Raw genomic sequence first — 25,094 nt, forward strand, 5'->3', positions numbered from 1 at the left:
TCCTTTTCTAAATTCCCGCATTAATCTGTATACCCCGGATTTTGAACCAACAAACTATTGGAGTTCAAAACATTTCTACTCAGCGGCCAGTAAGCTCTATTTTTAGGATCTAAGAATCCCGGCATTTCCAAGTTTCCGGCATCCTCTTGTCTACGTTTCAGAATAGGGTCCATTACAACCTTAACACGATTCGTTCGTACCAGGTCGAACCATCTTTTGCCTTCTCCGAAAAGCTCTAGCTGCCGCTCGTTTAGGATTGCGGTTTCCAGGGCATAGGGGCTTGCCAATTCAGGTGCACTCAGATCATACAATGGAAGTTGAGCACGTTTCCGTACAAAATTCAAATATTTAATGGCTCTTTCTCTGTCGCCCCTTGCGTTCAAGGCTTCAGCATAAAGTAGATAAATGTCACTCAGACGGTACATGGTCAGATAGACCGGAAGCAATTGATTTGTTGCGGGCCAGGGATCCGCTTTGGTTGGGTTTGCTTCTGTCGGATACCACTTAATAAATCGATCCCGTTTATTGCTTGGCATACCGAAATAAACATCCAACGTCTGTTTTGGTCGAATATCCGGACTTGGTGTACTCGTAGTTTGCGGCAAAAACCAGCTGGTCCAGATCCCTTCATCCACAATCACCTGTTTGTTATTTGATGTCCAGGAAGTTTGCATGCAGGCACAGCCATTTTTCAGATAATCCCAGTGGATACTCCAGATCGTCTCTTTGCTGGAAGATGGATTTGTAAAGATAGTTTTCCAGGTCGCTGCATCCTGTAGATTGGTTTCATTTAAACCAGCATAACTGACATTGGTCGGCGACTTTGCTACGAATAATTTTTCAATCCACTTTATCGCATTTTCATGATCTCCCTGCCACATATACACGTCGGCCATAATCGCACATATTCCAGCCTCACCAATAGTCCATAACGGGCTTCTGGCATCTTTGGTAATCAACGAATAGGCTTTTTCCAGATCTGGAATAATTATATCTTTTATGAGTTTCTCCTTCGGTTCGCGTGCCCTTCCAGCAGGTTGTTGCACATCTTCGTAGGGCTCCAACCAGATCGGTGCGTCACCCCAGACACGAACAATATAAAAGTAAGACATGGCGCGAAGCGCATAACTCTGTGCTAAATAATCGTTTTGCATTGCCATTGTTATCCGACTATCCAATTGAGCCGCCTGCGGAATATATTTGATGTTATTATTCGCTCTCCCAATTGTTGTATACAGGCCGCTCCAATCTGAAAAATCATTAGAAGGAGTAATACTGTTCAACACAATTTCATCGACATAGTCCTTTGTATAGCTAATAAAGCGATCGAAATTATCTGACCGATATTCTCCCCAATAAAGATATTTCTCGGTATACTGTTCTTTCCCGACCATTTCAAGCTGAAAAGCACTATACATGCCCGCCATTGCGGCCTGCACATCATACATATTTTTATAATGCTGACCCAATGTTCCATCTGCAAGTGGCTTTTCGTCAAGGAATTTTTTACAGCCACCCAAGGTGCCTAAAAAAAATAAAGCTGCTAAAATTTTTATTTTGTACATAATTGAAATCTTCTAAAAATTAACATTTACACCGAAACCAAACTCTCTCCTTCTTGGATAACGGCCATCGTCCTCACCAGGTGTCAATGGATTCGTTGTGCTGAATTCAGGATCGTAGCCATTGTAGTTCGTCCAGGTCAATAGATTTGTTCCATAGATATAGGCTGTAAGACCCTTCATTTTCAATTTATTGACCAAATTTGGACTAAACGTATAGGCCAGACGTGCACTGGCGAGTCTGATAAACGAAGCATCTTCGATGTACAGACTGTTTTGGTTGGTCTTCATGTTTCCACGGTTATTTCTTTCAGGATAGTAAGGATACTTAGCCTCATCACCCGGTTTCCGCCATACATTGTATACCATATCCGGTGACCCCGCCCCGGTATTTGAAGGATAGTTCTGGCGTTGTAACAAAGCATTATACACTTCTCCACCGATTGCGCCATTGAAAAGCACATTTAAAGAAAAACGTTTGTAGGTAAATGTTTGCATAAAACCAAAGTAGAAATCAGGGGTGGGATTTCCCAGAATCATGCGGTCATCGTCATTGATCAAGCTATCGCGTTTATTGTTGAGCCACTCGGCATCTCCCCCCTTCAACTTACCGTCTGGGGCATACATATGATGCACCGTACCGTCATAATTTTGACCATCTGATGTATAGACAGGTTTACCGTCACGGTACAATGGCTTACCTTGGTCGTCAAGTACAAGTGTCAATTTATCCCAATTGTCGTTATAGGCATTGGACTCATCCCAAGCATACACACCGATATTACGCCATCCGTAAAAATTACCGATGCGTCCGCCTTCTTCGAGGTACCATTTATTCCCCGGAAAGAAAGGAATACCGTCGGCCAGTTTCACGACCTTGCCCCGTTCGAAGGAGATATTTCCATTGATTTCCCAGCTAAAATTTGATTGAACGATTGGTCGGGCACTAACAACAAACTCCATTCCGCGGGTCCGGATTGATCCCACATTCACCTGAAGTTTTGTGTATCCTGTTTCTTTTGGTAATTCCCTTGGATATAACAGATCGGTAGTTGTTTTCACATAGTAATCTGCGGTAAAGCCCAACTTTCCATTGAGAAATGTAAGATCCAAGCCCACATTATTCTGTGTAGTCATCTCCCATTTGATCAAATAATTACCTAATGTCGGAGTCATTGCAGCTCCCCCCACTCCATTGTAGTTTCCGCCAAATGCTACCTTTGCATAAGATTCGTAATCCCCTATTTTATCATTTCCAAGCTGTCCAAAACTATATCTGAGTTTAGCATCCTGCAATGCCGGTTTAGCCCATTTCATAAAATTTTCGTCCGAAAAACGCCAAGCAGCGGATCCCGAGAAAAAATTCCCCCATTTGTTACTCGGTCCAAATCTTGAGGAACCATCTCTTCTGTATGAAGCTTGCAGGAGGTAACGGCTTTTATAGTTGTAGCCAATTCTGCTGAATAAAGAGGCTGTAGCATTTGCAGTCGCGGATGTATAGGTCTTTGATGAGGTCAGATAATCTGGGAATGTGACCAGGACTTCTTCGTTTACACTGTTCAGATATTCGGAATGGAAACGATCGAAACGTCTACGATCGGCACTAAATCCCAACAGGGCATATACGTTATGGTCCTGCGCGAATGTTTTGTTATAATTGGCAAATGCCTGAAATTCCCAGGAGAAAGTCTTTGTAAATTCATTCGATCCACTGTTCTGATCTTTATTGGCCGATAGAAAACGAGGCGAAAAACCTGTATTTTGCAAGTTATCCAACCTTGCATTAAACAAAGTCGTCAGTTTCAGATCATTCCTCAACTGATAGTCCAATTGGTTATTGAATTGACCAGAATAGGTTTCGTCAATATTTTGCTCATACAATGCATTGGCGATGGGATTTCGTTTGGATCCAACATAACTCGTTAATGATCCGTCAGGATAATAGATTAATGAATATGCCGGCCTATCCATAACGACGCGTACCGTATTGGCAATAGGAATGGTGTTGCCTTTTTGCCAGGCGAAGGAGATATTGTTTGAGTATCTCAGTTTCGATGAAGCTTGGTACTCCACATTGATCCGCGACTGTAAACGCTTTGCATAGCTATTCAGTATAATGGACTTATCATCCAAATAATTTAAACTGCTGTAATACCGAAGGTTTTTTTGGCCACCACCTATACTTAACTTGATCTCTTTCTTTTGTGCAAGATTGCCGAGAAGCAATTTTTGAAGATCATTATCAGCATTAAAGCTTGGATTTAGCGAGTCTATATTGCTATTTTGTCCTTGTATATTTCTAAACTCACGTACTTCAGCCGAATTACTCACAGGAATATAATGTGCCAGACGGCCAAAAAGATGGTTATAATTTACATTAATCAGAGGTTTTCCTTCCGCTCCACGTTTGGTTGTAATCAAAATAACACCATTCGCCGCCCGCGATCCATAGATTGAGGCAGATGCAGCATCTTTTAGCACTTCGATATTTTCGATATCCGTAGGGTTAATATTTGCACCGTCGGGATTGATAACACCATCGACCAGATACAAGGGTCCATTACCCCCATTCAAAGTTGAGGTTCCCCGCACCTGTATGGAGCCTGTTGCCCCAGGAGCACCACCGCCATCGTTAACGATCAGTACACCGGCTGCTTGTCCCTGTAAGACATCAAATAGATTAATGGGTTGTCTTTCCTGAATTTTTTTTGCGTTAACAGAAGATATCGCCCCGGTTAGATCTCGTTTTTTTGCAACACCGCCATAGCCGGTGACTACGATCTCATCCAAGGCATTGTCATTTTCAACCAGCTGTACGTCGATTTGTCGTTGAGCACCGACCGTACGCTCCTCGGCTTTCATCCCCACTTGACTAAAAACGAGTATACTTGCCGGAGCAGCCTCAATCTGATACTTGCCTGCAGCATCTGTACTTGTTCCTTGGCTCTTTCCTTTTACCCGGACGCTCACCCCCTGTAATGCGTCACCTTTGCTATTACTCACTTTGCCGGAAAGCCGAACATTTTGTTGGGCAAACAGCGGTAAGCCCATACTTCCCATTATTAAAAATAGGCAGAGTACAAAGCACCCCATTTTTGTGATACTTTTCATCATAAGTTAGATATTTATTAATTGGTTATTTATTATACTAAGGCATCCTGGCCATAAAGGCCACATTTCGTCTCAGCTTCCATATTGATCGAAGCTAATGACAGACTCATCTGTATTCCCTTATTTGGTTATTTGTTTATAATTCGTTATTACCCAAATATCGTTTACTTCCTCCTGTAAGATGGTGTAAATTCTGTTCTTTTTAGCAGTAAAAAATGGTCATTTAATCCCAAAAATCACCTTATTAAACCAGTAGGGATAAGCTATTTTGTTTTTTCTATTTTGTCATAAATTCAAATTGAACCCGCCCAAACGAATTTGGTTTTCCTGGTTGCGGCTTGGACATTTCTCCACTCAAGCTTCCTTTTTCATCTTTTTTGACCAACACCCGACGCCAGACATAACTTCCTTTTTCGTAATCAAAGCTTACACCGTCATCATCATATAGCTGATAGCTCCCTTCCTTCTCCCCATAATGACGGATGGTCAAATCAACTTTCTCATTGGGGAGTGGCGTGTGTAGACGACTGCCCATCATGGGTATAATACCACCATCTTTGACATAGACCGGTATGCGATCCATATCCGGATTGGCAACGATCTCCGCTCCATTGCCCACATATTTTCCGGTATAGAAATCATACCAATTACCTTTTGGCAATAACACCTTTCGCGATGACTCACCAGCGAATAGTGGCGCAACCAGTATATATTCACCACACATATACTGATCCTTTATTTCCCTATTCACAGCTTCCAGGTAAGGATTTGTTTCCAGATCCTGATTGTCCGCCACAGCTTTGGCCTGTCCTTGGAAACCTTCTTCCAATACCATCGCCCTAAATGGAGGCGTGCCATCAAAATGATACTTCGCAAATTCCGAATATAAGTACGGCATCAGTTCCATCCTTAATTGTGCATAATATTTCACCTGATCAGCGACTTCGGGAAAAGACCAGGGCTTTGTCCCACTGGACCAGGCATTGATCATGGCCATTGGCGAAAAGACAACGGACTGAAAGCGACGTAGCCACTCCTGTCCTGTCTTCGATCCCCGTACTTCCGGCGTCCATAGTACACCGCAAAATCCACTATTGACCAGTGCCGTAATAAAATCTTGATGACTGTAATAATCATTGTAGATGACATAAGGCAAATTATTGGCTCCGGCATTGGATGCGCGCACCAATCCATACGTGCGTTTATTCTGGTTTCTATATAAACTATCGGTCAGTTTCTGCGCAAGTACACCATAGGTTTGCCGCATCTGGATACCACTGATCCCCGATGGAAATTTGGCCATATCGGGCCAAAGATAATAATCATAGCCGTCGACCTCATCCATTTTATAACCGCTGACGCCAATGTTGAGCTGGGCATCCATAAATTGTTTAGCGAGGATTTTTTTAGCTTCGGGATGGTTCAAATCAGGCACTGTCCCATTCCAGACGGTATGAGAACCTGTATAAGGTTCGATCGCCTTACTAATACCAGCTTCTGGCGAGATATAAGGATTTGTCCAAAGATTTAGACGGATTCCCTTCGTGGCCAATTTCTTAATCAAAACAGCTGGATCCGGAAAACGCCCTTTGTCCCATTCAAAGGTACATGGATAGGCACGCGACTGCCATCCGGGCTCAAGCCCAATGAAATCAAGTGGAAAACCATGTTCCTCAAACTGGGCGGCTTCATGAATTACCTCTTCGGCGGTATAGAGTTTCTGTACCCGCTGTGTAAATCCCAGTCCCCATCGTGGCGGCAATGTACCACCACCACAGAATAAATTATATCGTTTGATTGCGTCCAAGGGATTGATACCTGCAAAGACATAAATTTCCACACCTGCAGCTGGGATATAAATCTCTACCGCATCTGAATAAGGACGCGAGTTCCAGCTTTTATCGGTATTACGATCCTTGGGTTCTGCCGGTTCCTTAGCATCTTTACGAACACCCGTACCCACGTAGTAGGTCAGATACTGCGCAGAATTAACAAGTACACCATAACCCTTGGAGGACACATAAAAAGGGACTGGAGCATGCGTCCGGCCATTATCTTTGCCACCATAGTGGTCGACATGCAGATTAAGGATCTTGCCACGTTGGTGAACAGTTTGAAAATTCAGGCCCAAACCATAGATCTGTTCATTTTTTGTCAATGGCATCCGCACATAGGTTTTCCCATCTATCAGTTCCGCATGAACTTCCATTTTCGGAAATGGAAAATCAGTTGATTGGAGCTGTTCAAGTATTGCAGCGCGCGGTTTACTATCGGCAGCACTCAGCAAGGTATATTTCTCGGGCTGACCAAAGGTACCTTTCCATACACCGGGATACTGTTCTTTCCATTGAATAGGTTGCGCTTTTGCCTGACTACAAAGCAGCAGCAAGAGGATAATCAGAATTTTCTGCATAATAAGTTATTTTTTCAACAAAGCATTTACACACCAGAGTATCGGTGCCTGCCCATGCATGTCACCTGTCTTTTGTTTTCGATCCAGGTAATATTGATAGTCATCTTTTCTATTCGTTCCTTCGCAAACATTGGAGATATCCCCTTGTTCGTTGATATAGTCAACGAGAGCTAACCAAGCTTTGCGTGCGATGGGTGTATATTCTTTGGCATCAAGCCAGCCGTTTCTCACGCCAGTAATAAGTGCGTAGGTAAACATGGCTGAACCCGAAGTCTCCACCCAGGATTCAGGTTTATCGATTAGTTGGCCCCACAGACCATCTTTACGTTGATACTTTTTGAGGCTGGCCATCATTTTTTTGTAAGAGGCTAATATCGCAGGTCTATTGGCGTTATCGATGGGTAAGGAAGAAAGCAGCTCACTCATCCCTGCGGCCATCCAGCCATTCCCCCTTCCCCAAAAGAAGGGTGCATCCGGGGCATGATAGAATAAACCGTTTTCCTTTTGAATGGTATCGAGATAGACCAGCATTTCATGGGCGGCCCGGTCGATGTATTTACGCTCTCTGGTCACCTGAAATGCCTTGGACTGCACCATGGTGATCATATACATATCGTCTATCCAATAACGTGTCTGCCAGGTGAGTCCCTTATCCAGAAGCTTTTGGTAGGCATTTTTCACGGTTTGGGGCGAATCAATGGGGAGGCTCCATTGGGCATCGGCAAAGCGCATTCCCATTTCGCGAAAAGTCTTGTTTTGTGTCTGCTGATAAAGTTCCAGGGGAACGGTTCCGAATACCGCAAAATCCACATGCCAAGGCCGTGGGACTAAATGTTTCTCTGTATCAAAAAGAGGCATAAAGCGTTGGGTAAGTTGCTCAAGCAGTACCTTGTCGTTACTGATGTCGGCAAACTTTAGTGCCCCGTACCAGGTACATACTTCGGGATAGGTAATAGATCTTGGGGGTGCTGGTGGTTTAAAGCTGTTATGTGGACTTTCGACAAAACGCTGTGCGACCAAACGCCCAACGGTTATGGGATTAGCCTTTTCGGGCCAGGTTTTCAAATCTATGTTTTGTGCCTGACCATATAGAGCCAAGGACACAGCAATACCCGCGAGTATTGACCTCACAATAGTTATCATTAGCTGGGTTTATATTTAGTTATTAGACCAAATATCGCTAAGTAACTACTTTTTTGAGGGGTAATTTTCGACCATTTAGGTGGAAATATTGACTAGAAAGCTGCGACAGATTTAACTCCCCCTTTTCAGGATATAGCGTTCGATACACTGTGCTAGCGGTTCCCGATGACTTCTACCAATCGGGAGCTGTCTATTATGTACCCAGATCATATTATTTTCAATACGATCAATTTTAGCTAGCGCAACGAGAAAAGACTGATGTATGCGAATAAATTCCTCTGCGGGCAGCTGCTCAGCAATGCTTTTTAATGTCAAATAGGCCATTATTTTCTTTTCAGGGAGATGGATGAAAACATAATTTCCGGCAGATTCTATAAAGAGTATATCCCCAAAATCTATCTTTTCGATCTTCTTTTCACAACGAACAAATAGAAATGAAGGTGCTGGTACTTCTGTCCGACCCGATTCCAGGTATTCTTTGGCTTTCAGCACTGCTTTCAAAAATCGTTTAAAGGCGATTGGCTTAAGTAAATAGTCAAGCACATCCAGTTCGTAGCCATCCAATGCATATTCGGGGTATGCCGTAGTCAATATAACGACAGGTCTGAGGTTGATTTCCCGTAAATACTGAATTCCTGTTTTTTGAGGCATTTCAATATCTAGGAATAGAATATCTGCTTTATTTTGTTGAAGCCATTGATCAAGTTGATTGGTGTTTTCAAATTCACCTACCAATTGTAGAAAATGAATATCCTCTATAAATTCACGCAATATTTTTCTTGCAATGGGTTCATCATCCGCGATAATACAACTCAATTTATTCATATCATAATATTTAATTTAACAGACCAGATTGCAGCATCATTTTCGATCTGTAATGTATGGGCGGCAGGATACAATAGTTGCAAACGTCGTCTGACATTTTCCAATCCAATACCACCAGTTTCCTGTACGCTGGGCCCATACGAGTTTTCACATTCAAATAAAAGCTTATTTTCTTTCTGCCGGAGTAAAATCTTGACAAAGCTTTCCTTTTCATTTGTATATCCACTAAACTTAAATGCATTCTCTACAAAAGGTAAGAATAATAAGGGTACAATCCGTTTTCCCTCATCCGTTACGTCGACTGTAAGTTCCACGGTTGACAGTTCATTTTTTCGCATCTGCTGAATTTCCATATAGCTTTTCAGGTAAGAAATTTCTTTTGCCAGATCGACAGTATCTGCATTAGCTTCATATAATCCATACCGCAATAGGTCTGCAAACTGCACCAATGCATCTCGGGCGGTACCATTATGTCTATCGATAAGTCCATAAACCGTATTCAGACCATTAAACAAAAAGTGGGGATTGATCTGTGATCGCAGGTAGTTCAGTTCGGAGTCCAGCTGTGCGATCTGAAAATTCTTCAATTGCTGGTCTTTTTCATAACGTGTTTGTGTAATAGAGATCATGCAGGAGACCACGACAAACCATAATGCATCCAAAAAGGAACTCCAGGCCAGTTGCTTATAGTCCGTAGTTGCAAAGTGAGGAAGTTTTTCGATAAGCTGATAATATTCTGTCAGCACAATGATCGTTACGTAAACGAGAATAGAAAAGAGCACGGCCGTGAGATAAGCAAATCCTCTTTTTGTCCGTTCAAACCAAGGAAACAATAAAAAGCCATTGACCAAAGTAATGGCGACCATTAGGCAAAAATGGACAAAAAAGATGGGTACAAAGGGCACCCAGTCGTCATCCGCAGCATATAATTTCCTGTTGAGCAGCATAAAACCTATATGGATCAGAATAAACAGAAAATAGTAAGTGTATTTTTTGTTTATAAACCAGTTCAGATAGGCTTGAATACGCATGGTATATTACGGTGATCTTATGAGTAAGATGAAAATTTATTTTAATCTCTTATGAAAATAACAAAATAGCCAATAAGGCCGCTTGAAAATCCGTCCAAGCGGCTAAAAATGGGCCTGCCTCTATTACACTTGCGAGTAAGACGTGGGTACCAGAAACGCGTTACTGATTTTCGATATTGTATTTGCATACTGGGCATCCGATATTAACCGTTTCCATTCGGGATCAGCTATAAAAGCTTTCCACCCTTTTTCATGCTCATCCATATTATCACAGGTGAGCAAATAAGTAATACGTGGCAACTTATCGCCTGCAATCACTTCCCCAAAAAACACGGGTTTTAATTTCGCCCGTACAAAAATCGGGAATTCCCCATCATGGAACATTTTGACTTTTCTTTTGACAGCACCTTCGCTATAACCTTCATAGCTTCTTAATTCAAAGATCCGAGGCTTGCCTTCCGGTACAGTCATCGTAGGCCAGCCTTCGAAGGCCAACATCAGGGAAGAGGTAAATCGGTTATATACCTGTTTGTCAACAGGTAAATTAGTATAGACTTCACTATTTTTAATATAATCGGTATCTGCAAGTATTTTTGCGTTTACAGTGGTATAGCTTTCGAAGGACGTATAGGGAATCAGCAAGTAAAGTTTGGCCGGATCAGTTCTCTTCCATTCTTTAAAAACACCTACTGTTTTTATGCCATATTTATTGAGCGCAGGTATCAGTGCGGATTTAAAATATTGTTCCAATTGGTCGATATCTCCTCCAAAGCGTATTTCATATTCGCGCCATTCATACAATTCCTTTTTTGTGGAATTCCCTTCCCCCGCCATCGCGGGGCCGACACCTACAGCCATACCGGCGGTCATTGCCAGTGAAGATTGGAGAAATTTTCTACGTTCCATATTTAATTTAAGTTTAATGGTTGACAGTCATCTAAGTTATATTCTAAAGTTAATTAATTTATTCTTTGTAATATATTTATTTTAAATGATTTACCTGTATTTATACTCCTAACATGGATTGCATTTTCTTTGCTTCTTAAAAATGTTCGTATTAATCTCTAGAGGGAACGAGGGTAAAGCGCTTTTTCAGTCTCAAAAATGGTTTTTCAAAAAAATGATAGGACAACATAGACAGCAGTACCGTGGCGATAAAAGCGATCACAAAGCCAAGCGTATTCCGCCATTCTTCTAGCCCCAGAGACTGGCTTAAAGTTGTCAGTTCTGTTGCAAATGTTTTATAGATCAGCCAATAAAAAGAGATATGAAATACATAGAGGCCATAGGAAATACGGCCAAGATAGATCATAGGTTTGGGTAAATAGCGTTCGGGCATCCCCAATAAACTGAGAAACAATAATACGCTACCAAGCAATATCAGCATCCAACCAATTACAGTTTGTGGCACATTCGAAAGATGGGGGGCATCAGCATGTATTCCACAGGCAATAGAAGCCAGCAACCAACATCCCAGAGTCGCGACAATCAGCAGAAAACGTGTGACCAGCGACCATTGAGGCATCCAACCTTTGAAATATAACGACAGTAATATGCCAACGGCAAAAAACTGAAACTGCACAAAACTATTGGTCCAGGCACTGTTAAACTCTTTGGTCGGGTGTAGCCCATAATAAATAAGAAAAATATAGGCCAGCGCGAGGAACAGATAGGCTGCCATTTTCAGACCACGACGACCACCATAGGCAGCCAACAAGGGAATCAAGATATAAAACTGTTCTTCTACAGATATACTCCATAGTGGATTGAGCGGATAAGCTGGCAACCATCCATGCGTATTGATGTATATATTGCCTGCAAATAGACTAAAAGAACACCAGGCCAGTGGCGGTAGCGCAAACGCAGGAAAAAAAAATGGGGTCAACAATACCCAACCAAAGAATACCACAAAATAAAGTGGCCAGATACGCAGTATACGTCGGATATAAAAAGCTTTTGGATGCACCCGACCAGTCTGCTCCTGCTCTCGGGTCAGTAATTCCGTAATCAAGAATGCGCTTAGTAAAAAAAAGACCGGAACACCGAAGTTACCTACCAAATTAATGTTATAGAGCCAGTATTGTTTAACAGGATCAAAGGGAGCAAGATCCATGCGGTGTACAAAAAAGACACAGAGGAAAGCAATAAAGCGTAATACATCTAATTCAGGGCGGTAATAACGTTGGACGGTCATCATTTTAAAAGGATTATTGATCAAATTAAAATACGTGATACCAGAAAGTTATAAAAATATTTTACATATAAAGTTCATTTAACGTGTCAAACGACAATTTCAACTTGATTTCTGTCTCCCTTGATAAAGCCCGCCTGCAAATGCTTCAAGCTGATTTTCTTTCCAAAATTGGATACCCGACGGAAAGTTGAGGATATTGGCACTTGTATGCTGAAAACTATGATCTGACGTTCGAAAGACTTACAGATCCATGAGTACCCTTAGGCTCATAAACGCCATTAACGCAACGATCGTTGCCCCAATCAATGTCAGCAGGATCGGTTGTTTATAGACGCCCACAATAGCAGGTTTGTAGGCAGCTATCAACATCACGGTCAACGAGATCGGCAATATAAAACCATTCACTGCACCAGCGATAATCAATAGATGGACAGGCTTACCAACAAAAACAAATATTAGGGTGGAAATCAATATAAAAGCAATGATAATCCAATTTTCATTTTTTGCGATCCGTGCATTGAATGTTTTTATAAATGAAACGGAAGTATAAGCCGAACCGATAATGGAGGTAATCGAAGCTGCGAACATGACCAGCCCGAACAGGCGATAGCCAAAAGTGCCTGCCGCAAGCTGGAAAACTGAGGCTGTAGGATTACCATCGTCAATCAACAAACCCTGACTCAGCACACCCAAGGCAGCCAAAAATAGACAGACCCTAACTAGGGAAGCAACAGATATCCCCATGACGGCACTTCTATTAACGGTCGGTAAGGCATCAAATCCTTTTACCCCAGCATCAATCAAGCGGTGACCACCTGCAAAAGTAATATATCCGCCGACAGTGCCCCCTACCAATGTTATGATCGAAACAAAGTCAATCTTTGACGGGGCAACTGTCCGAATTACAGCCTCACCCAGTGGCGGCGAAGATATCAATGTGATATAGATAAATGCTAAAATCATGATCGCCCCCATGAGCTGGGTAAAGCGATCCATGGCTTTGCCTATCTGTTTGTTTAGGAAAACAGCGATAGCAATAAATGCCGAGATACAGGCTCCGGTCATGACATTTACACCAAAGAGGGCTTCCAACCCCAGTCCCGCTCCAGCGACATTGCCAATATTGAATGCCAAACCGCCGAGGATAATCAGTAGCGAGATAAAACCACCCAATCCGGGCAACAGTTTGTTCGCGATATCCTGTGCCCTCATTTCGGATACCGCGATCACACGCCAGATATTTAACTGAACCCCGATATCAATTAGGATGGATACCAGAATCACGAATCCAAAGCTCGCGCCCAGCGATTTTGTGAAAACCGTCGTTTGTGTCAGGAAGCCCGGACCGATAGCCGATGTCGCCATCAACAATGCCGCACCAATAAGTGCTGAAGTATTTCTTTGTTTCATCGGATCAGTATATCGTGGTTTTTTAACGTTTGGTTGATTGTCTTGGCAAATTGTACTGCTTCTGGGCTATCACCATGCAGGCAGATGGTATCGGCTTGGATGTCCACCACATTACCTTGCAGGGAAGTCACTTTTCCTGTTCTGATCATTCGCAGCACCTGTTCCGCGGCCTGCTCAGGATCATGAATAAGCGCATTTTTATCCGACCTTGCTGTCAATGTGCCATCCTGTTGGTAAGTGCGGTCGGCAAAGACCTCACTATATACCTTCAAGCCTTTATTCCGACCGGCGTTAATGAGTTCGCTGCCCGAAAGACCATATAGGATGAGGTTTGGATCGATCGCGTAGATCGCTGCTGCGACGGCATCGGCCAATTCAGGTTTGCGCGCCGCCATATTATAGAGGGCGCCATGCGGCTTCACATGTCGTAATGCTGTCTGTTGCACCTTGGCACATGCTGCAAGTGCACCAATCTGATAGACGACCAGTTCGTAAACTTCCCGAGCTGTAGTCTGAACCTCCCGTCTTCCAAAACCTACCAGATCCTGAAAACCGGGATGGGCGCCTATTTTGACATTATATTTCAGGGCCAGCTGAATGGTTTTCATCATAGTCGAAGGATCTCCGGCATGAAAACCACAGGCAATATTGACAGCGGAAATATAAGGCAGGATAGCCTCATCATTGCCCATTGTCCAAGCGCCAAAACTCTCGCCCATATCGCAATTTAAATCTATAGTCAGTTGCTTATTCATATTTCAATGCGATTGCACTTTTCAGTTTAATTAATTGTTGATGCCGCTGTTTCAATAAATTTTGGGCCTCATCCAGGTCGACCCGTTCAAAACGGATAATATCCGATGGGTTCTTTTGCGCCAGGAGCGGAAGGTCTACAGTAGCAACCTGGCCAATGACGGGATAACCGCCTGTGGTCGGATGGTCAGCCATTAAAATAATTGCGTTGCCATCCGGTGGCACCTGTATACTGCCAAAGGTGACCGCCGTTGATAAAAGTTCCCTTTGTTCTTTGAGCTGTAGCGGTCTGGATTGTAAGCGGTATCCCATCCGATCCGAGTTTTTGCTAATGGTAAACACATCCGCAAAGAAGCTTTTCAGTGAGTTGCTTTCAAACTCATCCCGCTGTGGGCCGTCCATCACCCGGATGACTCCAGTAGAAAGGTCTGGATACAGCGCAGGGTCAATGCTCCAGGAGAATTGGGTTTCTCCACTATCATAGGGATGGTTGAAAGCAATCCGGTCCTGTTCTTTGAGTGACCGACCTTGCCAGCCACCTATTTCTCCCTTGCTATAAGTTGATCTGCTGCCAAGTACTTCGGGGATATCAAGTCCACCCCGAAAACAGATATAAGACCGGTTGCCCGAATTTGGTCTCCCGAAAGAAAGCAGTGAACCAGCCTCAATCAAGACAGGTTTCCACATTGGTAAGGGCAGACCATCAACCTTGGGCGACAGGTCTGCCCCTGTCACAGCGATAAGCTGTGCCTGTTCGAAATAAATGGTAGGACCAATAATAGTACATTCTATTGCGGCTTCGTTGTCTTCATTTCCCAGTATACTGTTGCCCAGCAGTAAAGCATAGCTATCCATCGCCCCACTAACGGCCATACCGTAGCGCTGTAGACCATAGCGTCCCAAGTCCTGTATCATAGTCAACATGCCCGCCCTGATGATCTTAATGCCCATAGGATGCTGCTTTTAGTTGAACAAACTCATCATAAGTGATTGGCACAAAACACACAAGATCCCCCACTTCAAGCAAGGAGGGTTTTTCACGTTTGAGGTCAAACAGCTGCAATGGCGTATGCCCAATGATCTGCCAACCTCCAGGGGTCGCGATCGGGTATACTCCTGTCTGTTGTCCCGCAATCCCCACCGCTCCAGCCTCAATCTTCAAGCGGGGTACTTCTTTTCTTGCTGTTGCGATCCTGCTGTCCATACCGCCCAAATAGGGAAATCCAGGAACAAAACCGATCATATATACCCGGTATTCCGGAGCACTGTGAATATGGATAACTTCTTCTTCCGTCAACCCATTGTATTGGGCTACATAAGCGAGGTCATCCCCATTGTAAAAGACGGGGATTTCCTTTTTTACAGCCTGATATTTCGGATCATCAGATATATCTTGTACGATTGTTTGTAACGCAGCTAATAGTCCCTGATAGGTAATCGTCAGCGGATCATAGTATATCGTGATTGTTGTATAGGCCGGAACATACTCAATAACGCCTGGCTGCGACCAGTTTTCGATACAGGCCACGACCTTACGAACCTGTGTATTGACAGCTTCGGAAAGCGAATCACCAAAAAAAAGGACGATCGCCTGATCTCCCATGGGATAATGCCGGATGGAATTTGGCAAGGCTATACCTAAAGACTGCTCGTGGGAACTTCCCATAATTTGTATGTTATAATCTATACAAAGATTATAAATACCAAACGATAATCAAACAACAGAATTTAAAAATCAGTTCACGAAAAACGCAAGATTTGCCTCAATCCCAGACTAGTTTTAGGCAGATATTATTCAACATTAACACGATTGCTTCCGATTAACAATCCCTATTTGCGTAATATATTTCAGAGAAAGCCGACCTTTTTCCGACAATCGGGTTGGTCGGTGACGTAAAATCTGTATTTAGGTCGTACTTAAAAAGCGCTGGAAATGTGCAAAAAAAACAGCTTTGGAATAGAATCTTATGTCAGGAAATGATGAGGGAGATAGATGACTTATATATAACTGGATTGTTTGCGAAAAAGTCTATTGAATAAAGCAAGCGCCCGCAATCGCTCAGTATATTTTGCAAAACACGAAGACAATTACGGGACATTTACACTTCCTCTAATCACTCTTTTTGCCTGGGAGGGTAGAGAAAGTAAATCATTGTCCATGATAACCTGGACAAATCTATATATTAATAAGTCTCGAACAAATTTATAGCTATCAATCGGGAACTGAAAGAAAAATAAGTTTCGAATTTCAATGATAAAGTTGTTATTTTCTATTGAACACAAGCTAATTACCTATACAAAACAGGTTGTTACGGACTGTTTTCTCCATATAGCAATCTTCCGTGTTACATGAGCAAAACCAACGCTCCTCTTGTCTAAAGCAGCACCGTATAGCTATTGCTATTCAAACATATGAAGCAAAAGAATCTACTGCATTATTTTATAGGATCGAAAGATATCGGCAGTACACTGATCTTTTGCAGTTGATTTGGTCAGTACAAATTCAAACGTAGGTTCTAACCCAGTAATATACATTGTTTCTCCATCCTGATTTTTGAAAGAACTTTCTTGCTGTGTGAGTCCGGCAAGTATACTAAGCTTGTACCAACCATTTTCCAGCTCAACTTGAGGTTTTCCAAACTTATGTTGGTGTTTGATCCGCTCTTTCACTTTCTCTGCGGTAAAATCTTTTAGTATCCACCAGGTGAATAACATGATCTTACCGTTCGCTACGTTCAAGATGTATCCGTCTTCCCGGATCTGAAGATCATTCCCCTCTTTCAATAGTTCGGGTGCTTCATCATCAGTTAGAAAGATAATGGTATAGGATAAATTTTCAACCTGTGACAAAGGAATCATGATCCCCGCTTCGACAACCCAGTCGCCTGTTTCTTTTGTTGTAAATTCGGTCGCAAGATCATTGGGTAAACCGTTTTTCACTTGGTAATCGTGCAGCAATTCAATATCTCCAAGTAGAAAATAAGATAATGTATCGTTTAAGACTTCCGTAAATTTTGCTTTCATAACTAAGTTTTTTTTGAGCACATAATTTATCGAACAAAAATGGGACACTTTGTTTCACTAATATATACAAAAAAATCCCTGTCTTGCGACAGGGATAAAAAACATCATAGTAGTCTAAAACACTAAAATATATATCTTACACCAACCTGCATCTTCCATGTAGTAGATAAAGCACTTACATTTCGGAATGGAGTTTTTGATAAATATGGCCCAGTTTCTCCCGTTGAACTATCATTTGTCGCATGCATACGGAAAGTAGGAATACCATCAGCTGGTACAGCTCCTGCAGTACTCAAAAATTGTCTTGCTGGCGTTAGGGTACTTTGGATACCCCAACTTTTATTCAATAAATTACCAAAATTGATAACGTCTACGCTTAATTGTAATTTGTGCTTGCGTGAACCAATATTAGTGAATAAATCTTGAAGAACACGTACATCAAAACGATTTAACCAAGGCATAGAAAAAGCATTACGAGGGAGGTATTTTCCGCGATACGATTCTAGCCCATTTTCTTTAATGTAAGCTTCAAGACCAGCTCGTTGTTCTTGTTCTGTAAAAGTTTTGGTATGTTCGACTTTATTATTATCCACATATTTCACTGAATACTCTTGAAATTTCAATGAAGATATCTCTTTTGGCAAATAGATAAGATCAGCATTCTGTCCATCATTATTAATGTCGTTTCCATAAGTATAAGAGAATCTGCCTTGAGAAGAACCATTATAATAAATACCTACAGTAGTCGATAAATGATTAGCATATTCAAAACGATAGCTCAAATTTGCTACCAAGCGGTGTGGAACAGCAAATGCTGACTGATATAAGTATTGATCATTCGGTCCGTGGATATTAGCAGAGCCACCCCATGCTGAGCTAGCATTTGACCCAGTATTACCCGTTACTTCTTTGGAATCAGAATAGGTGTAAAATAAACTTCCACTAAAACCTCTGTAATTTGGAACGGACACACCTAACGTCGCACTCATAGAGTGTCCTTTTACATTAGTATTAGTCAATACGACTGCATTATTAGCTCCTATTGCAGAGTTATAGGCTTGCACACCTTTAGGGTAAAATACTCTATTGTCTCCATAATCACCTACTTCACCCGATGAACCATAATTTAAGAATGTGTTTGGTGTTACTCGATTTGCTCCAAATTGGAATACAGCATTTATATCTTTAGTGTATAAGAAATCTCCTGTCAAAACTAACGGAGTATTAGGAATTTGATAATCCGCGCCGAAGCTGGTACGCCATATCATTGGCATTTTGAAATCTCTGTCGACTAAAGCGAATGAACTAGGAGCTCCATCTTTAGGCGTTTTGATAAATACATTTTCAGCTCCTTTAGGAACATTATTTAAGTGATAATAAGGATCTGTATTAAATGTAACATTTCCGATCCATCCTTGGACATCGTTGTAAGATCCAGGTTCAACAACATTTTGCAATACCCCTGCATTGGTAGGCATATTAGTTAACCATACAAATGGAACACGTCCTGAGAAAAATCCTGTTCCGCCTCGTAAAACTAAAGAGCGATCTTTAAACACGTCATAATTAAAACCTAAACGTGGAGATACTAATAATTTCGATTTAGGCCATAAACCAGAATCATAATTTTTAGGCATACCATTCACATCTAATAAACGTAATGCATCGATTGATGGATTAGCGGTCAACTTATTCATGTAGATAGGTAATTCTGCACGCAAGCCATAAGTCAAGGTCAAGTTATCCGATACCGACCAACGGTCTTGCGCATATACAGATGCAAGCCCAAAATTTACACGGGAATAAGTATCCTGCCCCTCATATGGATATGTAAGACCAAACATAATTGGCGCTTTTTCATTAGGGCCACCTGTGGAAAGAAAATCCTCAACTGAATTATAACGGTAGTATGATGTACCCATTCGGGTATAACTATTACCATAATTTTGAATTTCGAAAGCAGCACCAAATGTAAAATTATGTTTATCAGCTTGTAAATTTAAGTTATTGATAAACGAATAATTATTATTAACAACATCATTATTGTAAGAGAATAACTCTGTACCAAAACTCATATAGTTGTTATAGAAACCTGGCTGCTTACCTGCATTAGCAGGATTATCCAAAAATTGCTGATGACTTCCATCACCAATATCCACAAATGGGAATAATTGATCGCTTGGGGTACTTCTCGTATCCTGAATCCTAGTATATGTTGCTAAAAATTGGTTACTTAATCTTGAAGTAAAATTACTATTCAATTCCGCTGTGATTGATCTTACCACATTCTTAAATGCATAATTACCATTTTCAAAAGTGATGGAATTTTGACCTACACGAGCATATGAATCAAAATCTGCTCTAGGTCTTGGTCCCGAGTTTGCATTTGCAACCTGCATGGAATTCCCAACTACTTGATTGTAACGTAATGCAAACTTATGAACCTCATTAATATTCCAGTCTAATCTTGCTAAGAATTTTGTACTACCTTCCTTTGCTTCGTTCGCATATCCTTCATACCGACCGGGATCGTAGCCCCATTGATTAATTAAATGATTACGTACAGCATCCAAATCCGAACGTTTTGTTCTAGCAATATTATTAGCGGGATCAGCTACTCCGTCTTCAGAAGCTTTCCATAAATTTGCTCCAGAAGCATTCCCCCCTGTCGCCTCCTCACGTTCAGCATTAACAAAAAGGAATAATTTATCTTTAATTATTGGCCCACCTAAGCTAAAACCAAAATTCTTCTTTGCAGCATCAACTTTATCTAATGTTATATCATCAATCTTTCTTCCTTGTAAGCTTTGGTTTTGAAGAAAATAGTATGCTGTACCAGTTATTTTGTTCGTTCCGCTTTTGGTAACAGCATTAATACCTGCTCCTGTAAAACCAGATTGTGTAACGTCGAAAGGAGCTATATTGACCGAAATAGCTTCGATCGCATCTAATGAAATGGGCTGAGAGTTTCCACCTGGAATAGGCCCACCACTTAAACCAAATCCATTATTAAAGTTAGCCCCATCGATTTGTAAGTTATTATATCTTGCGTCTCTTCCTGCAAATGAATTACCATTAGCCTGAGGTGTCAAACGCATAAACTCTGTTATACTACGCTCTACTTGAGGCAATTCCTGCAATTGCTTTTGGCCAATACTCGTCGATGCTCCCGTCTTTTGAGTTCGTCTCACCTGACCTGTTACGGTTACTTCTTGTAAAGTAGTTGCATTTTCTCCAAACACAGGATTTAAAACAAATGGCTGCCCCAATTGAAGATAAATGTCATCGTAAGTCACTGGCTGTTGACCAACATATGTAACTTCAATTTTGTAAGGACCGCCAACACGCATGTTTGCCAAGTTAAACCTCCCTGCGGCATTAGCAGAACCGGAATAAACTGTTCCTGAAGGTACGTGAATAGCTTTAATTGTTGCGCCCTGTGTAGTACTTCCACTCGTTTGCGTTACTATACCAGTCATACTACTTGTAGTAACCTGAGCTTGTACAGCACCATAACTAGCCATAACAAGTGCAAAAAAGAGTAAAGATCTTTTCATATAATGTGATTTGTTAAAAAATGTTAAGCAAAATTACTAAGAGATTTCAAATAACAAAGGACTTAATATAAACTTAACACACTACAGCACATACACTTCATACTATACAGGAAGAAATTCTTATCTTCCTATATAATTTTTAAAGAAAAAAAACGTTATAACACCTTTTAAACCACCATTTCCAAAGAACCAAGTCTATATAAAATAGTTTTCCACAGTCAATCGCTCCGATTTATTTGTAACAACATTCTTCCATTCCCAACTTGAGCTTTTTTAAAAAAATTCATTAACTTTCTTTCAACCGAGAATTTTATTAATCAACTCGTTTTTTTGTAGCAATTGCGCTACTGTGCCTTGTATTTATTTAAAAACTATAAACTATTGTCCGTTCGAACTGGTTTCTTTAAAAATCTGTTTTTAAAAACGGAGAACTTTTTAGAAATTCGCACACCTTTATAATTCACTTTTTTCATGGAAGTCGGTATTCAAAATTCTTCTTTTCAGGAACCCGCAGACATTAAGTTGTCTCCAGCAGGGCTTTCTTTCTTAGCTTCAGCAGCTAAATGGGCTATTTTTTTGGCTATTCTCTGTTTTATACTTATTGGGTTATCGGCCATAACCATGATTAGCCTGATGTTCGGGGCAAGTGCTCTATCTCTAGATCAAGGTGAATATATATCCGCCAGCACAATATCAACCTTTGGTATACTTTACCTGCTGATGATGGCTTTCTCCTGCCTCCCGATCTATTTCCTCTATAATTTTGGATCCAAAGCAAAAAAAGCTATCGAAAACCGCGATAGCATCCAACTTGAGCTCTGTCTCGAAGCTTTAAAGAAACATTATAAATTCATCGGGATCATAGCCATCATCACCATCGGATTTAATTTCCTGGGACTTGTCGTAGGCATTATATTAGGTATCTCCGACGCAATCGCTGGCGTGTAGCGTAATATACAACTGAAACAAAAAAGGGAGCAAATGCTCCCTTTTTATTATAGTTAAATTACGTTTTTACTTTTTGTAATACCGCATTGCATTCGGAATCTGCTTCTCAATATCGGCAATACGTCTCGCATCGCTTGGGTGAGTGCTCAAGAACTCTGGTTGTCCTTTTTGACTGCCCGCTGCCATGCGCTTCCAAAATCCAATAGCTTCATTCGGATCGTAACCGGCCAATGCCATGATAATTAATCCTGCCTGATCTGCAGAAGATTCATCACTGCGTGAGAACTTTAACTGAGCCAAGCTTCCCCCCAAACCATACAGATTGTTAAAAATTCCAAGGGAACTGCTTCCAGTCATTCCTGCTGCTGAGCCCAGAATCTGACCGCCCATTTGTAAAGCCATTTGGTTGGACGCCTGTGCTACGGAGTGCTCTTCAATAGCGTGGGCAATTTCGTGTCCCATTACTGTCGCCATACCAGCCTCGGTACGCGTTACTTGAAGTATCCCTGTATACACAGCCACTTTTCCACCAGGCATACACCAGGCATTTACATCATCACTTTTCACCAGGTTAAATTCCCAATTGAAATTATATTTATTGGCGATGCCTTTGCTCTGCAAGTATTGATTGACAGCTGTTGCCAAACGGTTACCCACACGTTTTACCATTGCCGCATCAGCCGTACCGGTAATAACTTTTGTATTATTTTTTGACAAGAAATCTTTGTAAGCCAGTGCAGCCTGTTGGTTGACCTGGTCAGCACTGACCAGTTTCAAATATTTTTTTCCAGTAACAGCTGAAGTAGCACAACCTGACAACCCCGATGCCAGTGCCACACAGGCCATTACGATAGCCGAATATTTAAACATGCTTTTCATATGTATCTTATTATTCATCTGTGTTTGTTTCAATTGCATTCATGAGCTCATAGGCCCAGTCTCGTTTTTAATGTTGTATGGAATGTTCGGGCTAGATTTGGCAGGTTCTCTGTTTTTTCCAGCGCAGCTATTTCATAATAATCTCTTAAATACTTTTTTTAGGATGCAATTATTGTGCCTATTCTTTTGCCTTGTTTTTTTTCTTGAATAGATAAATCTTGGATTCATGTCCTTTTAGCAGGCGCTCAATATTCTTTTGATGGGTAATTAATAGCAGGGTACAGATGGCGATGCCATAAAGCAAAACCGAAGGAATGGTAGTCTTAAAAATAAATGCCAAGCTAAATGGAAAAGCAAAACCGGCCGAAATTGAACTTAGGGACACGTAATGTGTCGTCAATAGGATAATGATAAATACGGATACACAAACTAAAGCTGCCGGTGTATGTATCGCCAAAATCATCCCACACAATGTCGCTACCCCTTTTCCTCCCCGGAAGCCCGCAAATACAGGGAATAGGTGACCTATTACCGCAATCACTCCCAAGGCCAACTGAAAATTAACAAACTGAACATCACTGGTATTTTGGCCCAACTCAATCAGATAGGCGAGATTCGTTGCTGTCCAACCCTTGAATATATCTACAAACATCACGATGGAGCCGGCACGCGGTCCTAATACGCGAAAGGTGTTAGTCGCTCCAGCATTACCACTCCCATACTCACGAACATCTACGCCATAAAATGCCTGACCCAACCAAACTGCTGTAGGTATAGAACCAAACAAATAAGCTAGTAATACTGCAATTACTAAATAAATCGATATCATTAAATTAAATCAGTTCTTATAATAATTTGGCTTTCAGACTAAGATCTAAGCTCTTGACACTATGTGTCAAAGCACCCACCGAGATATAGTCTACTCCAGCCTCTGCATAGGCCCGAATAGTTTCAAATGTTATTCCCCCAGAAGCTTCTGTCTTAAATCGATGATCGATAATTTTAACAGCTTTAGCCACATCCGCAGGTGAAAAATTATCCAACATGATTCGGTCCACTTCGCCAAAGTTAAGAACTTCGTCAAGTTCCGCAAAATTTCGGACCTCTATTTCTATTTCAATTGGTTTATTTAATTTCTTTCGATAGTCATTTGCGCGTGTCAACGCCGATACAATCCCACCGCTATAATCCACATGATTATCTTTGATCAGAATCATATCGAATAATCCAAACCGGTGGTTGGTACCGCCACCTATTTTGACCGCTTCTTTCTCCAATACCCGAAGTAAAGGTGTTGTCTTACGGGTATCCAATACCTGCGTATCCGTACCTTTCAACAGCTCCACATATTTTTGGGTTGTCGTCGCTATACCACTCATACGTTGCATCACATTCAATACCAAACGCTCTGCCAGTAGAATACTCTGGATATTTCCGCGAACATAAAACGCGATATCACCAACTTTTACCTGGCTTCCATCAGGAATAAATACCTCACAGATCAAGGTTTCATCGATGTAACTCATGATCGCTTGCGCAACCGCTACGCCTGCCAAAATACCGTCGTCCTTAACAATCAGTTTTGCCTCTCCTTGTGCCCCCACCTCTATCGTGGATAAAGAGGTATGATCACCATCTCCGAGATCTTCCGCGACTGATTGTTTTACAAACTGCGCCAAATAATCCTTGATTTCCTTCTCCATAAATACAATTTATTGGGCTAAGATGTGGAATAATTTTTTAATCGAAAAATAGAATGATAAAAAAATAGCGTCTGACCTAACTTTTATCGATCCGAAGTTCTTCTATTGTCTGACTATTGGATCCCGCACTTATCTTGATAAATACCCGGTAATTGGCTTGTTCTGTCGCTAATGAAAAGGTGAAATATTGATAACCATTGTTTGCATTACTCGCTTGGGTCAGTTTAACGGTCTTGGGTTTATGTTGGTTAAAAAATGTGCCCAACATAATCTCGGATTGATATTTGGTATACACACCATTTTCTCCCAATAGGGACAAGGTCAGATTGGAACCAAAATACTTCGCGATATTCTTGGCATTCCCTTCCCTTAAATACGTTTTAAGTTCTTCGGAAATACTTCCCAAAGACTCCTCTCCTTCCCGTACAACAGGCTGTGATGAATAGTTTAAATCTTTCAAAAGATGCCCTGAGGCGTTAGTGTGTATAAAAAGACTATAAACAAATATAAATACGCAATAGCTTAAAAGTTTCATATAGCT

Annotated in this window: 19 protein-coding genes; 1 reads left to right on the plus strand and 18 read right to left on the minus strand. The window is 41.4% G+C overall.

The genetic code is table 11. From position 1 onward, the window contains the following. Window positions 1-20: 20 nt before the first annotated feature. The 14 genes from ABFX33_RS07850 to ABFX33_RS07915 form a co-directional block, all read right to left on the minus strand. Window positions 21-1,565, minus strand: a complete 1,545-nt coding sequence (locus tag ABFX33_RS07850; RefSeq protein WP_346085345.1) for a RagB/SusD family nutrient uptake outer membrane protein — start codon at window positions 1,563-1,565, stop codon at window positions 21-23. A gap of 12 nt (window positions 1,566-1,577) precedes the next feature. Next, window positions 1,578-4,676 (minus strand): SusC/RagA family TonB-linked outer membrane protein, encoded by a 3,099-nt coding sequence (locus ABFX33_RS07855; RefSeq protein ID WP_346085347.1) that lies wholly within the window; start codon window positions 4,674-4,676, stop codon window positions 1,578-1,580. Between the two features lie 274 nt (window positions 4,677-4,950). Next, on the minus strand, window positions 4,951-7,086 hold the full coding sequence (locus ABFX33_RS07860) for a glycoside hydrolase family 31 protein (protein ID WP_346085348.1): 2,136 nt from the start codon (window positions 7,084-7,086) through the stop codon (window positions 4,951-4,953). A gap of 6 nt (window positions 7,087-7,092) precedes the next feature. After that, a complete protein-coding gene (locus tag ABFX33_RS07865) occupies window positions 7,093-8,229 on the minus strand; it encodes a glycoside hydrolase family 88/105 protein (RefSeq protein WP_346085350.1) in 1,137 nt (378 codons plus the stop codon). Window positions 8,230-8,340: 111 nt separating this feature from the next. Continuing rightward, the gene (locus ABFX33_RS07870; RefSeq protein ID WP_346085351.1) at window positions 8,341-9,054 is read right to left on the minus strand and encodes a LytR/AlgR family response regulator transcription factor; all 714 of its coding nucleotides are present in this window, start codon (window positions 9,052-9,054) and stop codon (window positions 8,341-8,343) included. After that, a complete protein-coding gene (locus ABFX33_RS07875; protein ID WP_346085352.1) occupies window positions 9,051-10,085 on the minus strand; it encodes a sensor histidine kinase in 1,035 nt (344 codons plus the stop codon). Before ABFX33_RS07875 ends, ABFX33_RS07870 begins: the two co-directional genes overlap by 4 nt. Window positions 10,086-10,208: 123 nt before the next feature. Continuing rightward, window positions 10,209-10,991 (minus strand): NIPSNAP family protein, encoded by a 783-nt coding sequence (locus ABFX33_RS07880; protein WP_346085354.1) that lies wholly within the window; start codon window positions 10,989-10,991, stop codon window positions 10,209-10,211. 151 nt (window positions 10,992-11,142) lie between these two features. After that, window positions 11,143-12,282: an acyltransferase family protein gene (locus ABFX33_RS07885; protein WP_346085356.1), complete on the minus strand. Its 1,140-nt coding sequence runs from the start codon at window positions 12,280-12,282 to the stop codon at window positions 11,143-11,145. Window positions 12,283-12,519: 237 nt separating this feature from the next. Next, complete coding sequence (locus ABFX33_RS07890) at window positions 12,520-13,689, minus strand: NRAMP family divalent metal transporter (protein WP_346085358.1); 1,170 nt, start codon at window positions 13,687-13,689, stop codon at window positions 12,520-12,522. Continuing rightward, window positions 13,686-14,444, minus strand: a complete 759-nt coding sequence (locus ABFX33_RS07895; RefSeq protein WP_346085360.1) for a LamB/YcsF family protein — start codon at window positions 14,442-14,444, stop codon at window positions 13,686-13,688. The genes ABFX33_RS07890 and ABFX33_RS07895 overlap by 4 nt, the downstream gene beginning before the upstream one ends. Further along, complete coding sequence (locus tag ABFX33_RS07900; protein ID WP_346085361.1) at window positions 14,437-15,393, minus strand: 5-oxoprolinase subunit C family protein; 957 nt, start codon at window positions 15,391-15,393, stop codon at window positions 14,437-14,439. The genes ABFX33_RS07895 and ABFX33_RS07900 overlap by 8 nt, the downstream gene beginning before the upstream one ends. Further along, window positions 15,383-16,108, minus strand: coding sequence for a 5-oxoprolinase subunit PxpB (gene pxpB / locus ABFX33_RS07905; RefSeq protein ID WP_346085363.1), 726 nt, complete (start codon window positions 16,106-16,108; stop codon window positions 15,383-15,385). The genes ABFX33_RS07900 and pxpB overlap by 11 nt, the downstream gene beginning before the upstream one ends. Window positions 16,109-16,869: 761 nt before the next feature. Next, window positions 16,870-17,466: a hypothetical protein gene (locus ABFX33_RS07910; protein WP_257087924.1), complete on the minus strand. Its 597-nt coding sequence runs from the start codon at window positions 17,464-17,466 to the stop codon at window positions 16,870-16,872. A gap of 122 nt (window positions 17,467-17,588) precedes the next feature. Then, the gene (locus tag ABFX33_RS07915; protein ID WP_346085366.1) at window positions 17,589-21,023 is read right to left on the minus strand and encodes a TonB-dependent receptor; all 3,435 of its coding nucleotides are present in this window, start codon (window positions 21,021-21,023) and stop codon (window positions 17,589-17,591) included. A gap of 471 nt (window positions 21,024-21,494) precedes the next feature. Between ABFX33_RS07915 and ABFX33_RS07920 the strand changes: the two genes are divergently transcribed. After that, complete coding sequence (locus tag ABFX33_RS07920; protein ID WP_346085368.1) at window positions 21,495-21,971, plus strand: hypothetical protein; 477 nt, start codon at window positions 21,495-21,497, stop codon at window positions 21,969-21,971. Between the two features lie 66 nt (window positions 21,972-22,037). On the opposite strand, the gene ABFX33_RS07925 is transcribed toward ABFX33_RS07920, so the two are convergent. The 4 genes from ABFX33_RS07925 to ABFX33_RS07940 form a co-directional block, all read right to left on the minus strand. Next, complete coding sequence (locus tag ABFX33_RS07925) at window positions 22,038-22,868, minus strand: M48 family metallopeptidase (RefSeq protein ID WP_244211718.1); 831 nt, start codon at window positions 22,866-22,868, stop codon at window positions 22,038-22,040. Between the two features lie 160 nt (window positions 22,869-23,028). Continuing rightward, on the minus strand, window positions 23,029-23,679 hold the full coding sequence (gene plsY, locus ABFX33_RS07930) for a glycerol-3-phosphate 1-O-acyltransferase PlsY (protein WP_259183333.1): 651 nt from the start codon (window positions 23,677-23,679) through the stop codon (window positions 23,029-23,031). A gap of 16 nt (window positions 23,680-23,695) precedes the next feature. Beyond that, window positions 23,696-24,553 carry a carboxylating nicotinate-nucleotide diphosphorylase gene (nadC, locus tag ABFX33_RS07935; RefSeq protein WP_346085369.1) on the minus strand — a complete coding sequence of 286 codons (858 nt, stop codon included), beginning with the start codon at window positions 24,551-24,553 and terminating at the stop codon, window positions 23,696-23,698. Between the two features lie 76 nt (window positions 24,554-24,629). Then, window positions 24,630-25,013 (minus strand): DUF4783 domain-containing protein, encoded by a 384-nt coding sequence (locus ABFX33_RS07940; RefSeq protein ID WP_167457247.1) that lies wholly within the window; start codon window positions 25,011-25,013, stop codon window positions 24,630-24,632. Between the last annotated feature and the right edge of the window lie 81 nt (window positions 25,014-25,094).

Origin of the sequence: Sphingobacterium ginsenosidimutans (assembly GCF_039536865.1) — a bacterium.
GTDB classification, from domain to species: domain Bacteria; phylum Bacteroidota; class Bacteroidia; order Sphingobacteriales; family Sphingobacteriaceae; genus Sphingobacterium; species Sphingobacterium detergens.